Origin of the sequence: Moritella sp. Urea-trap-13, from assembly GCF_002836355.1 — a bacterium.
Classification (GTDB): Bacteria; Pseudomonadota; Gammaproteobacteria; order Enterobacterales; family Moritellaceae; genus Moritella.
Genome location: NZ_PJCA01000040.1, coordinates 307,642 through 319,710 on the forward strand (window position 1 = coordinate 307,642; position 12,069 = coordinate 319,710).

General features: G+C 39.7%; 14 protein-coding genes. 3 read left to right on the forward strand and 11 right to left on the reverse strand.

The features are described 5' to 3' along the window. Nucleotides 1–11: 11 nt before the first annotated feature. Nucleotides 12–1,280, forward strand: a complete 1,269-nt coding sequence (locus CXF93_RS21865) for a D-amino acid dehydrogenase (protein ID WP_101064612.1) — start codon at nucleotides 12–14, stop codon at nucleotides 1,278–1,280. 2 nt (nucleotides 1,281–1,282) lie between these two features. On the opposite strand, the gene CXF93_RS21870 is transcribed toward CXF93_RS21865, so the two are convergent. From CXF93_RS21870 to CXF93_RS21895, 6 genes are all read right to left on the reverse strand, one after another. Then, a complete protein-coding gene (locus tag CXF93_RS21870; RefSeq protein WP_101064613.1) occupies nucleotides 1,283–2,206 on the reverse strand; it encodes a patatin family protein in 924 nt (307 codons plus the stop codon). 315 nt (nucleotides 2,207–2,521) lie between these two features. Next, nucleotides 2,522–3,376, reverse strand: a complete 855-nt coding sequence (locus CXF93_RS21875; protein WP_101064614.1) for an RNA polymerase sigma factor RpoD/SigA — start codon at nucleotides 3,374–3,376, stop codon at nucleotides 2,522–2,524. A gap of 383 nt (nucleotides 3,377–3,759) precedes the next feature. Next, the gene (locus CXF93_RS21880) at nucleotides 3,760–4,050 is read right to left on the reverse strand and encodes a YkgJ family cysteine cluster protein (protein WP_101064615.1); all 291 of its coding nucleotides are present in this window, start codon (nucleotides 4,048–4,050) and stop codon (nucleotides 3,760–3,762) included. A 2-nt stretch (nucleotides 4,051–4,052) separates the two neighbouring features. Then, the gene (locus CXF93_RS21885; protein ID WP_101064616.1) at nucleotides 4,053–4,721 is read right to left on the reverse strand and encodes a site-specific DNA-methyltransferase; all 669 of its coding nucleotides are present in this window, start codon (nucleotides 4,719–4,721) and stop codon (nucleotides 4,053–4,055) included. A gap of 113 nt (nucleotides 4,722–4,834) precedes the next feature. Beyond that, nucleotides 4,835–5,515, reverse strand: a complete 681-nt coding sequence (locus CXF93_RS21890; protein WP_101064617.1) for a DUF3313 domain-containing protein — start codon at nucleotides 5,513–5,515, stop codon at nucleotides 4,835–4,837. 202 nt (nucleotides 5,516–5,717) lie between these two features. Next, nucleotides 5,718–6,035 (reverse strand): DUF6172 family protein, encoded by a 318-nt coding sequence (locus CXF93_RS21895; protein ID WP_101064618.1) that lies wholly within the window; start codon nucleotides 6,033–6,035, stop codon nucleotides 5,718–5,720. A gap of 153 nt (nucleotides 6,036–6,188) precedes the next feature. On the opposite strand from CXF93_RS21895, the gene CXF93_RS21900 reads away from it, so the two are divergent. Together CXF93_RS21900 and CXF93_RS21905 are read left to right on the forward strand one after the other, a co-directional pair. Continuing rightward, nucleotides 6,189–6,656, forward strand: a complete 468-nt coding sequence (locus CXF93_RS21900) for a hypothetical protein (protein ID WP_232784296.1) — start codon at nucleotides 6,189–6,191, stop codon at nucleotides 6,654–6,656. Between the two features lie 104 nt (nucleotides 6,657–6,760). Continuing rightward, nucleotides 6,761–7,771, forward strand: a complete 1,011-nt coding sequence (locus tag CXF93_RS21905; protein ID WP_101064620.1) for a CNNM domain-containing protein — start codon at nucleotides 6,761–6,763, stop codon at nucleotides 7,769–7,771. A gap of 58 nt (nucleotides 7,772–7,829) precedes the next feature. Here CXF93_RS21905 and CXF93_RS21910 read toward each other — a convergent pair whose 3' ends face one another. Genes CXF93_RS21910 through CXF93_RS21930 form a run of 5 tightly spaced genes read right to left on the reverse strand, consistent with a single transcriptional unit; the run spans nucleotide 7,830 to nucleotide 11,547 of the window. Then, nucleotides 7,830–8,813 carry a VacJ family lipoprotein gene (locus CXF93_RS21910; RefSeq protein ID WP_101064621.1) on the reverse strand — a complete coding sequence of 328 codons (984 nt, stop codon included), beginning with the start codon at nucleotides 8,811–8,813 and terminating at the stop codon, nucleotides 7,830–7,832. Then, nucleotides 8,803–9,453, reverse strand: coding sequence for a phospholipid-binding protein MlaC (locus CXF93_RS21915; protein ID WP_101064622.1), 651 nt, complete (start codon nucleotides 9,451–9,453; stop codon nucleotides 8,803–8,805). The genes CXF93_RS21910 and CXF93_RS21915 overlap by 11 nt, the downstream gene beginning before the upstream one ends. 51 nt (nucleotides 9,454–9,504) lie before the next feature. Further along, the gene (gene mlaD / locus CXF93_RS21920; RefSeq protein ID WP_101064623.1) at nucleotides 9,505–9,957 is read right to left on the reverse strand and encodes an outer membrane lipid asymmetry maintenance protein MlaD; all 453 of its coding nucleotides are present in this window, start codon (nucleotides 9,955–9,957) and stop codon (nucleotides 9,505–9,507) included. 20 nt (nucleotides 9,958–9,977) lie between these two features. Continuing rightward, a complete protein-coding gene (locus CXF93_RS21925; protein ID WP_101064624.1) occupies nucleotides 9,978–10,736 on the reverse strand; it encodes an ABC transporter ATP-binding protein in 759 nt (252 codons plus the stop codon). A gap of 7 nt (nucleotides 10,737–10,743) precedes the next feature. Beyond that, on the reverse strand, nucleotides 10,744–11,547 hold the full coding sequence (locus CXF93_RS21930; protein ID WP_101064625.1) for an ABC transporter permease: 804 nt from the start codon (nucleotides 11,545–11,547) through the stop codon (nucleotides 10,744–10,746). Nucleotides 11,548–12,069: the final 522 nt, after the last annotated feature.

Here is a 12,069-nt window from a genome sequence, read left to right on the forward strand (position 1 = left end):
GTCGGTATAAAATGGAAGTCATGGTATTAGGTTGCGGGGTTATTGGATTAACGTCGGCGTGGTATCTAGCGCAAGCTGGACATGATGTGACTGTCATCGATCGCCAGCCAAGAGGTGCTGAAGAGACCAGTTTTGCCAATGCCGGACAGATCTCTTATGGTTATTCCTCCCCTTGGGCTGCGCCCGGTATACCGGTGAAAGCCATCAAATGGTTAGCGCAAAAACATGCCCCTTTAAAGATTAAACCAGGGCTGTCGCCAGATTTGTACCTGTGGGCGGCCAAAATGTTGGCCAACTGTAATCAGCACAGTTATGAAATTAATAAAGCGCGAATGTTACGCATTGCCAATTATAGCCGCGATTGCTTGATTGATTTGCGTCAGCAGCAGTATCTTGTGTACGAAGGTCGTCAACAAGGTACGCTGCAGGTATTTCGTCATGAATCACAACTGGCTGGTATAGCTAAAGACATTAAAATATTGGCTGATAGTGGTACGTTATATGAAGAGTTAGATGTTGCTGGTTGTCTCGCTGTGGAGCCTGGATTAGCCAGTGTTAAAGATAAAATTGTCGGTGGATTACGGCTACCTGATGATGAAACTGGTGATTGTTATTTGTTTTGCCAGCAGCTAACAGCATTGGCACAAGCTGCGGGGGTTAAATTTAAATTTGATGTGACGGTGAATAAACTGAATCATCAAGATGACAAAATTAGCTCTGTGAGCACCAGTGCTGGCGAATTAACGGCGGATGCTTATGTGGTCGCGATGGGGTGCTATTCATCAGCGTTACTCGACCCGATTTTGTCGCCACTCGGATTAGCGATGCCGATTTATCCGGTAAAAGGCTATTCGCTCACGGTGCCGATTGTTGACAGTAGTCAAGCACCGGTTTCAACTGTGATGGATGAAACTTACAAGGTGGCGATGACGCGTTTTGATCAACGAATTCGCGTTGCTGGTACAGCAGAGTTAACTGGCTATAATTTAGATTTAACGGATTCTCGAAAAGACACGATTGCGATGGTAATAAATGACTTATTTCCCAACGCGGGTGATATGAGTCAAGCGGAGTTTTGGACTGGCCTACGACCTATGACCCCCGATGGTACGCCAATTATTGGTAAAACGCCGGTAGTTAACTTATTCACCAATTGTGGCCACGGTACCTTAGGTTGGACCATGGCGTGTGGCTCTGCGCGTTATCTTGCTGATGTTGTCAGCGGCGTTACCCCTGATATTGATAGCCGTGATTTAGATATTTATCGCTATGGGCGTTAATACTATCTAAACAACGCCGCGTGATGACTGGCTAAAAATTGCGAGCCCATTTCATAACCCATTTTGTAATCGGCGGCTAATGCTTCATCACTGCTACCAAGAATACGACTTGCTAATGGTTGTGGTGGGGCAATTTCAATTATTTGCGCGTCAACTGGCGGTGTATGAATAAAGTCTATTGCCTCACTGTAAGCGTTCTCATGACCGGTGATAATATCCAATACTTTGGGGCAACGTTGTGAGCTGCATACCCAAGACTTGAGCTTATGCGCCCACGGCGAGCGTACATTTTGATGTGCGGGTACGGTGCGCAGTACAATTATTTTTTTAGCGCCACGATGGTAAGCCTCTTGAATTGGAATCGGTAATGCCACTCCACCATCAACGTAATGGCTGTCACCAATCGCAACTCCTTTCTTATACAAATATGGCAAGGCACTTGATGCTTTCAACATAGTGAGCCAATTATCCGCGGTCGGTTCAAGAAATGCAGGGCAGAATCCATTAATCGTTGTCGCTGAGAAAAGCAGTTGACGGTTTTTCAATTGTGCTTGTGCGCAGTTCATATTGAGCTGGTATTCAGGATCATTTACTTTATCAAAATACCAATCAAGATCGACGGTATTACGTCCTGACAGCGGACGTTTCATATCAAAAAATGCCGGATGTTTGGAGAGTTGCATAATGGAACGTTTGGCATGTCCTGATTGTCTGGTCATGTAACTGGATAAGTTCTGCGCACCAGCTGATGTACCGATCAGTAATGAAAAAGGATTAAAGTCGTTTGCTAACCAACTATCTAAGATACCTGCCGTAAAAATACCGCGTTGCCCGCCGCCTTCGACAACCAGAGCTGCATCTTTGATTGGTGTTGTCGCACAACAACTTGCGATAGTGGTTAAAGTATTATTTTTTGGTTGGCTCATAGTTCCTCCGGCAGTAGCAAGGGGATAATTTACCTGATAAAAGATGAAAGGTTAATTCGATTGTTTGTTGTTAATTGATAGTATTTAACTATTGAATGTTGGCTTTTTTTAGAAATTGAAAGTTTGACGTCAATTTTTATGCTCTAGGTCTAAGATAAAGCTTTGAGGTGAAATCGTAAAAAAGTCGTTGGCAATAGCTGGGGGATTAATGTGAGCTGTTATCGGACAGGGGGAGTAACAGACTAATTAGATTAGCCTTGTGAAAGGCTAATCTAATTAACGATAGTTGGTGATTTTAGTCTAGTTCTGCTTAGGTTAGTTTAGATAGTCTTGTTGATTGACGCTATTAACTAATAATTCCGGTTTAATTTTTTGTAAACTGGCGGTAATAATTTGGCGTACACGTTCTCGAGACATAAATAGGCGCTCACCAATGGCATTAAGCGTTTGTGGCTCTTCTCTGCCAAGGCCAAACCTGAGCTGGATGATCTCTTTGTCACGGTCGCATAGGTGATTTAGTACTTCTGTTAAATAACTCGAAGTATCGGTATTTTCTATTTCATCATTCGGTTTACAAATCGAACTGTCTTCAATAAGGTCGACTAATGCGGTATTAGACTCGTTTTTGGTGGCAATGGTTTTGTCTAGACTCGCTTCAGTGAAGTAGTGAGAAAGTATCTCAACAACATCATCAAATTCGAGCTCTAAGTTAGCCGCAATCTTTTGTAAGTCATGGTTACATTTTAAATCTAATACTTCTTCACGTGCATTTTTTAAGATACGTTTGTAGGTTTTACCGACATGAATAGGGACGCGAATAGTACGAGATTGATTCATAATAAAACGTTCGATATTATTTTTAATCCACCATACCGCGTAAGTTGAAAAGCGGAAACCTTTGGTTGCATCAAATTTTTCAACTGCGTGAATTAAGCCAGTATTACCTTCTTGGATGATATCAACAAGTGCTAATGAAGTATGCTGATAACGTTTAGCTATGTTGATCACTAAGCGCAAGTTCGATTGGATCATACGTTGACGTGCTTTTTGATCGCCACCATGTGCAGCAATAGCAGTATCGTACTCTTGCTCTTTGGTTAGTAAGACGCTGGTTTTATTGACTTGTTGCATGTAAAGATCTAATGCGTTTGATTCGTTAAATAATTCCATTTTTTAACCCTCAACGTATTTTGCTAGCGATACCGCTCATCCCTGTGAAAATACGTAACTCTATGACAGATGAAGAATTTCATTGTGTGACAGCTTGTCTAATTATAATCCGCTTAATTGATAAATATAGATAGCGGTATAAATAGAAAAAGGGTGATGTTGTGAATAGGTTAAAAGAATGGAACAAATAGAGGTGATGTCTGACCAGTTTTTAGTAATTACTATCTATTTTTGTATAAGGGACGCAGATTTATACTGGTATTTGTTCTATATCAAGGAATCGTGACGGATTTTTTCATCAAAGTGTTATCGATGGATGTGCTATCAATGAGTAATTGCTATTCCCATTCCCATTGATAATCTCAACTAAAGTGCTAATTAACTTACATATGTGCTTTACGTTCTTCTTCGCATTCATATGACGCCATTTCAAATATGCGGCATACCCAAGGTCTATTCTCATAGATTGTACACATCAATGTATCTCTATCGAGCGCTGCACACCAACCATCATGACCCTGCGCCATGACTTGGCCACCCCAATCATCAGTGGTGATATAACGCTTAGGGACACCCGTTTCTGTCAGTAGCATTACCTCTAGGCGACAGCAACATGCCTCACAGTTAGAACAGGTGATTTCTGTAACGGGTAGATTAGTTATTTCAATAGTCATTATTATGCCTTTTCTACCGGTTTAATGCGGTTGTTTACAAACTCATGTGCTGAAGGGGCTATATCAGCGCCTTCAGATTGTCTACCTAGGTTGGCAGCAGCAACTAAAGTCGCGCCGGAACCGAAGAAGGGATCAATAACCAAGTCACCAACGCTTGAACTTTGGCTGATTAGTTTTTCAATCAGTGGTACTGGTTTCTCGGTTGGGTAACCGCGCCAAACCCGTTTTTCTTGTAAGACATCAGGCATGCCTAAATCTTGTAATTTACGCTTACCTTTTTCGAAAAATAAAATGAATTCATAACGTGCGCGATAATGATAACCCATACCAATGGCACATTTATCCCAGACAATTGGTTTCCAAAATTTAAACCCGAGCTCTTCGGCAATGGGTTTAATGACAAACATGGTTTCTTGATCGCAAAATAAATAGAAGTGACTGTTTTTTTTCAGTACACGATAAATTTGCTCAATTAATGCAGGAAAATCACTATTAGGAAAAATATCAAACCATTGGTTACTCGAACCAGCACTTTTTTTTAAGCGGGTTGTGGTGCCTATTTTTCGGTGTTTTTCTAAGGATTCATAAGGTGGATCTGTGATAACGAGGTCCACACTTTCATTCGGGAGAGTTTTTAACCAGTCTACTGCGTCAATCTTATGTAACTTCATTTATTTTTTCAACATGTTTGCAGTTGCCTGCATGGCTTAGGGCGCCATGTTATCAGGTAACGTATGTAAACAGTAGTGTTGCATTACACTGGTCAAATATAAACACATCGGCGCTATTCTGTGGCTGTTTTAGTTGCCTTGAAGGTCTCAGCTAGGCGCTTGATCCACCAATCAATAACATCTTTGGTATCGTCTAAAGAATCAATCATGGTACCGAAGTCTTTATTACCTGTGCGTCTATCAATGGCAGCAATCAGTGGTTTGTTGTTCTCATCACTGATCATCAGTTCAATACTGGCGCTGCCAACATTGGTATGCTCACCTGTGGTAATTTTTGAAATCATCGAAATACCAAAGCTTACCGGTACAATACTGCTGGTCACGGCCAGAATAGGGTTTGGCGTTTCTACATTACTGATTGCAATACTTAAGTGTAGAGTGGTGTTAGTGGGTGTTTCGACAATTTTTTTATGTGGCGAGATAGTGTTAATTAAACTGTCCGTTAAGTAAGTGGTGATGATGCTGATATCTTCATCAGAAAGACTATTATCATCTTCTACTAATACATAAACTCGATCTAAAATAACACTGTCGTATTGCTGTAACTTATTACGGACTCGGTCAGCGTCTCGTAACCCTATTCTAGCCCAAACCAGGTCCACACCACCTTCAGGACCTGCTCTAAAATCATCATATGAGGTAAATTTTGTCGCTGATATTAAGTTGGTTTTCGCACAACCAGCCAAAAACAAGCAGCAAAGTAGGGCGATGATAACGCGTGATTGAAGGGCCATAAGATAGTTAGCTCATGTTATGTAAAACAAAGGGTTATATTCTTTCGATAATAGCATCTTTTGCTATCAGTCGGCGCTTAAATTTGTGTAAATTGATACAGGGTGTGTGTCGTGTAACGGAAATAGGAAATAGGAAATAGGAAATAGGAAATAGGAAATAGGAAATAGTAGCAGAGAGTACCGAGACTCCCTGCTGATATTATTATTCTTCGCCGTAATCTAAATCTTCGTCTTCTTCACTGATCACGCGAATGCCATCTTTTACCAAAATTTCGATATAGAAAGATGCATCTTTGTTTAGGTCACCGCCATCGATCGATTTATTGATTTCTGATAGGTGAATAACCTGCGCTTCTTGTTCTGTTGCGCCATACTTACAATCAAAGTCCCAGTAATCTACGCCTTTAGGTAGCGTTTTTTTACGCTCTCTTTTGATGTATTTTCTGATTTCGCTTTTTATAGATTCAACTTGGCGAGCTGGAACAATTTTTGGGTGGTTCAATACAAACGTTTTTTTCATTTTTACCCTTTAAGGAATGACTTAATATTTCGTAACATCGGTTAATTATATCAGGGAAAAGAATAAATGGGGTGAAGAGTACACTTTGTCTGCACTTTTAATCGCGTTAGATGGTCTTATTACTAATAATTACACATCAAAATCGTGGGGTTGATGATGAAGTATAGTTTCTTAATGCTCCTCTTCCTAGTACTTACGTCGACTGCACAGGCCAGTTATTGCAGTGGTAAAAATTGGCAGGATGCTTATCAATTTTACACGTATAATATTGATTTGCTTAATGATCACATTGATCGCTATAACGTATTGTTGAGTAAAATGAATTTATCTGAAATCGATGAGGGCGAACAGCGATTGTTAGTTGTAAAATCAGCAATTGATGAATTAGATCAGCTTAATATTGATGTGGAAATATTAGAGCGTAAATTTGATAATGCACAACTACTCTGGCAACTGATCAGTGAGCACTGCTTAGATGATGATGAACTTGATTACAATAACAGGGCGATTGAAAATGCCCGTGGGGCTAATATTGGCCGCAGGGAAGTGTATGACTTGTTGTCTAGAATTGCGTCTTTAAGAGTTCGGTTTTTTCAAGTTATTGAACTTATTGATTATTGATTATTCTTAAGAAAAATTTATGCTAAATTACAATGTATTGTTTTGCTAAAATTATAGCTTTATGATAATTATTAGCCTCATAAATATTCTTATAGAAGGTCATAATGACACTGTTAATAATTTACGCTGTAATTTCGATTGTAGTTTCGTTTATTTGTTCAATCTTAGAAGCTTCATTGCTAAGTATGACACCAAGCTACATCGCTAGAATGCAACGTGAAGATCCTAAACTTGCAACAAAATTAGCTAAGTTAAAAGACAATCTCGATCGTCCTTTAGCGGCAATATTAACACTTAATACGGTGGCCCATACTGCGGGTGCTGCTGGTGTAGGTGCGCAAGTAACGGCAATGTATGGTAGTGCGTATTTAGGTATTGCATCTGCTGTTATGACGGTATTAATTTTGGTTCTTTCGGAAATTATCCCTAAAACAATGGGCGCGACTTATTGGCGACAACTGGCACCATCAAGTGTCACTATCTTGAATACGATGATTTTCTGTTTAAAACCTTTTATCTTTATGTCAGAGCAAATCACCCGTCGTATTGGTAAAGGTCATAGTCATGACATTGATATGCGAGAAGAAATCATAGCGATGGCACATGTCGCAAAAGACACGAATGAAATTGATGACGATGAAAGTCGGGTTATTTGTAATATATTGGATCTTCACAACGTTAAAGTGAAAGATATTATGACACCACGTGGAGTGGTCTCGTGTGTTGCTGCTGATATGAATGTGAGTGATTTTGAAGCCTTAATAACTAACATTCCTTTTAGTCGTTTACCTTTATTGACTGATGATGAGTTTTTTGGTTATGTGCATAAGTCAGATATTTTACATCATGATGGAGACACCAAACTGCTCGCATTAGCTAAACCACTTGAAGTGTACTTACCGACACAAAACGCGGAACATGTCTTTAATGATATGCTACGTTCTCGAAATCATCTGGCGAGTATTCATGATGAATTAGGGACTTGGTTAGGTATTATCACCATGGAAGATATTTTAGAAACCATTCTTGGTCGAGAAATTGTCGATGAAAGTGATACCAGTGTCGATATGCGTAAAATTGCCAAAGCGAAATGGCAGAAGCGATTAGCCAAATAATTAACGATTAATGATTAAATAAGACGAGGCATATTTGCCTCGTTTTTTATTGCTTGCGTTATTCTTCTGCAACTCTATCGGCGCGATGTTCGATATAAAACTCTTTCATGCGTTCGTAAGGGTCAATATAAGCTTGTTTAAAGGCTTCATAATCACCCAAACTAAAGTAAGTGGTGTTTACTTTTTCAACGGCTTGTACTGAAATTGAGAGTTTATCAGGCTGTAAATAGGTTAATGGGCTGAGAAAGTAATCGCCACTACGTCCCACTGTATCTCTTAAGGTTGATGGGCCAAACACTGGCCAGACAATATAAGGGCCATTACCAATACCGTATTTACCTAATGTCAGGCCCATGTCTTGGTTGTTTGACTGCCAATCGAAATAATCGTCGGCAGGATCCATTACACCTAATAGGCCAACTGTTGTGTTGACAGCAAAACGACCTAGTTCTGTGCCGGACGATTCAAAATCACCTTGCAGTAAGCTACTGGTAAACCGGATCGGCATGGTTATATTACGAAAGAAATTGGCTACACCAACACGAAAAAATTGTGGTGTAATAGCTTTGTAACCTTCAGCTGTAGGGCGTAACACCCAAAAATAGAGCTTATCGTTGACATGAAACATAGCCTTATTGAAGTAATAAAAAGGGTCTGATATTTCAACCTGTTCTACAACTTCAATCGCGCTGTCATCACTGAATAAATCATCATCATCATCTGCAAATAAACTATCATCTTCAATTGGTTCATCATCAAACTGTGCGTCATTAAACAAGCCGTCATCTTCAAGTGGTTCATCATCAAACTGTGCGTCATCAAACAAGCCGTCATCTTCAAGTGGTTCATCATCAAACCGTCCATCATCAAACAAGCCATCACCTTCGATAACTTTAGATTCAGCGATCATGATTGGCGATATCGGTGTCGGTTTAGTAGTGTGTTCGGCGAGGTTTTTGGAACTGACACAACCACTCATCATCAAGATGAGCAGTGATAGTGGCAGTTTAACTAAATACGGAGAGGCATTATTATTCAGCATTATTGTCCGAGTGTGCTAAGTTTTTTTCATTAAGCAGTGCTAATAATTCATCCGGGGTATTTTTTAATAATAGTGCCGAATATTCTTTACGAAATGAGCTAATAAGGCTTCGTCCTTCAACCTTAACATCATAGATACGCCATCCATCATTTTTGAGTCGCAGTGAGTAGTCGATGGCTGTTTTCTTATTAATTAAGCTGTTCACGCGCGCGCGTTGCATTTGGCGTATTGGTTTCATTGCTGAGGACTTAGTTAATAACACCGAGAATTTACTATCGTTATTGAGTCTATCTAAATACAAGTTACCCAAATGAATGGTAAATGCATCGGTAAACTCGACTTGTTGTTCGGTGGTAAAACGGCGATCACTGTAATCCCCTAATGGACTTGTAGCACCGGCTGAAAATTTACCCAGTGTTAATTCCGAAATCAAGGTGAAATCAAAATGGCTAGTCACGATAGGCCAAAGCTTTTCACGTTTAATGGCAGTCGTCAGCGCGGGATCATTAATGATACTTAACGATTCTTGCATCGCATTGTCAATCAATGCCGTCGCTTGGTTAACGTTATTAGCATTAGCATTAACCGCGGTAGTTAATAGTAAGATTGTGGAAATACATAACGTAATTATTTTTTTCATAGCATACCTCATAATACCAAGTTCGAATATATCGTCGCGCTGGTGACGATATTATTCACCTTCACTGCTAAATACATATTTACTGATGAGATCTTCAATATCAAGTGCGGACTCAGTTTCTTCAATACGATCACCTGCTGCTAGATATTCGTCACTACCACCTGGGGTAAGAGATAAGTATCTATCACCGAGTAGACCTGCAGTTTTAACGGATGCAATCACATCGACAGCAAGGCTTATATCGTTATCAATTTTTAGTTGGACACGCGCAATCTTAATATTAGGTAATAATACTACGTCTTCAATTTGACCGATCTTAACGCCTGCCATTTCGACATTAGCGCCACCTTTTAAACCTGTAGCTGAGTTGAAGTCGGCATAAACGCTATAATAATTATCGCCTAACAACTCCATTTTCCCGAGTTTAACGGTTAGGTAACCGACACACAGCATACCTATTAGCACAAATAAACCGACAGAGGTTTCAATTGATGATTTTTTCATAATAGCTCCAATTTTTTACGTTAATCGATATTGAGTAATGATGACTCATGACCGTGGATAAAGGTTGAAATAACGGGATTGTCATCATTATTTAATTGTTCAGGAGTACCTTGAAAAATAATCTCACCTTTATTAAGTAATGCGATACGTTGGGAAATACTAAATATCTCAGGAATCTCATGGCTGACAATGAGCCCGGTAAAACCAAGTTTGCGTTGATAGTCGGCAATCATTTGATGAACGGCTTTTTTACGTATTGGATCCAGTCCTGTCGTCGGCTCGTCAAATAAGATTATTTCAGGTTCAGTGACCAGTGCACGCGCGAGGGCGACTCTTTTACGCATACCACCTGACAGCTGTCCTGGGTATTGTTGTTCTGTGCCCATAATATCGAGTTGTGTCATGCGCATTTCAACGCGTTGTTGTATCTCAGCTTTGTTTAAGTCACTTGCTTCCTGCAGTGGCAGCGCAATATTTTCATATACCGTCATCGAATCAAATAATGCGGAGTCTTGAAACATATAACTAAATTTCTTTTTTAAGCTAAGCTTCTCTGCTGCAGAGTGCTTAGAGAAGGCTTTACCGTTAAAAAGTATAGTGCCTGAATCGGGCTTAAGTAAGCCGATAACATGCTTAAGTAACACACTTTTACCTTCACCACTCTTACCGATGATCGTGGTGATTTCACCCTTGTAAATACTGAGATTCATGTTATTTAAAACTGTGTTTTTACCGAATGTTTTACTGACATTACAAAACTGAATAAGTGGCGTATCCATAGCATTCCTATAATAAAAACGACGTTAAAATATAATCAATAACAAGTACCAGAATACTTGCTTGCACAACCGCTGTCGTTGTTGATAAACCTACACCTTTAGCACCAAAATTATCACGGCGAGTATGGGTGTAGTAACCGTGGTAGCAGCAAACAGAGACGACAGTGACGGCAAAAAAGATTGATTTAATAAAACCTTCTGCGACATCGGCCATTATCACACTATTTTCGACGCGGTAAAAATAAGTCGCGGGATTTATGCCTAATAATTGCGAACCCGTCAGGTAACCGCCAAAGATGCCAACGGTATCGAAGATAGCCGTTAATAGTGGAAAGCTAATAAGCGCCGCAATAATACGTGGACTAACTAGAAATCGGATTGGATCTATGGTCATGGTTTTGAGTGCATCAATTTGTTCTGATATGCGCATAATGCCAATTTCAGCTGTCATTGCAGAACCAGCACGACCGATGATCATGATTGCGGTTAGTACCGGTCCTAATTCACGGATCAGGGTTAGCGCGACTGCAGAGCCAAGCAAACCAGTGGAACCAAATTGGGATAGGGTGTAGTAGCCTTGTAATCCCAGCACCATACCGGTAAATAAACCGGTGACACAAATCACTACAATTGATTTTGCGCCAATGAAATACAGTTGTTCAACTACTCTACGCCACTGCCAAGGGCGAGAAAACATATGTATCATACTATGTAATAGAAACAGTGCTGCTTTACCAAAACCTTGGAGTAAAGAGATAACAGATCGGCCAAGTTGGGCCACTGGATTCATCGAAAAGCTGGCTTGAGGCATGCATACTCCTTAATACATTTAATTTTACTTATGTCCATTATGGCTCGTTACCTTCAAATAAGAGAATTCAGAATAGTATCAATTATTTAATGTGTCAAAGGGGAAGTAGTATAGGTACTTATTATTGTGAATGTTAACGTTAATTTAATTTTATTTCATTTTATATCATTTATTTTGGTTAATTTAAGGGCAAATCAATTACGGTGTACTATATTTGTAATTAGGTCGACGGATATTATATACCAACTACCTTCTGCAATATGTAAGAAAATGTAAGTGAAGAATGTACATGGCAGATACGTGTAAGTGTAGGTGAATAACGTATGTGACAGATACGAGTAAGTGCAAAAGAAAGTGTAAATGAAGACGAATAACGTATGTGACAGATACGAGTAAGTGCAAAAGAAAGTGTAAATGAAGACGAATAACGTAGGTGACAGATACGTAAGTGCAAAAGAAAGTGTAAGTGAAGACGAATAACGTACGTGAAAGGTACGTGTAAGTGCAAAAGAAAGTGTAAGC

Bases quoted from the DNA above. Each gene is read 5' to 3' on its own strand.
- CXF93_RS21930 (WP_101064625.1), bottom strand. From the start codon at position 11,547: ATGCCTCAAGCCAGCTTTTCGATGAATCCAGTGGCCCAACTTGGCCGA.
- CXF93_RS21905 (WP_101064620.1), top strand. From the start codon at position 6,761: ATGACACTGTTAATAATTTACGCTGTAATTTCGATTGTAGTTTCGTTT.
- mlaD (WP_101064623.1), bottom strand. From the start codon at position 9,957: ATGAAAAAATCATCAATTGAAACCTCTGTCGGTTTATTTGTGCTAATA.
- CXF93_RS21875 (WP_101064614.1), bottom strand. From the start codon at position 3,376: ATGGAATTATTTAACGAATCAAACGCATTAGATCTTTACATGCAACAA.
- CXF93_RS21900 (WP_232784296.1), top strand. From the start codon at position 6,189: ATGATGAAGTATAGTTTCTTAATGCTCCTCTTCCTAGTACTTACGTCG.
- CXF93_RS21910 (WP_101064621.1), bottom strand. From the start codon at position 8,813: ATGCTGAATAATAATGCCTCTCCGTATTTAGTTAAACTGCCACTATCA.
- CXF93_RS21870 (WP_101064613.1), bottom strand. From the start codon at position 2,206: ATGAGCCAACCAAAAAATAATACTTTAACCACTATCGCAAGTTGTTGT.
- CXF93_RS21885 (WP_101064616.1), bottom strand. From the start codon at position 4,721: ATGAAGTTACATAAGATTGACGCAGTAGACTGGTTAAAAACTCTCCCG.
- CXF93_RS21890 (WP_101064617.1), bottom strand. From the start codon at position 5,515: ATGGCCCTTCAATCACGCGTTATCATCGCCCTACTTTGCTGCTTGTTT.
- CXF93_RS21880 (WP_101064615.1), bottom strand. From the start codon at position 4,050: ATGACTATTGAAATAACTAATCTACCCGTTACAGAAATCACCTGTTCT.
- CXF93_RS21865 (WP_101064612.1), top strand. From the start codon at position 12: ATGGAAGTCATGGTATTAGGTTGCGGGGTTATTGGATTAACGTCGGCG.
- CXF93_RS21895 (WP_101064618.1), bottom strand. From the start codon at position 6,035: ATGAAAAAAACGTTTGTATTGAACCACCCAAAAATTGTTCCAGCTCGC.
- CXF93_RS21925 (WP_101064624.1), bottom strand. From the start codon at position 10,736: ATGGATACGCCACTTATTCAGTTTTGTAATGTCAGTAAAACATTCGGT.
- CXF93_RS21915 (WP_101064622.1), bottom strand. From the start codon at position 9,453: ATGAAAAAAATAATTACGTTATGTATTTCCACAATCTTACTATTAACT.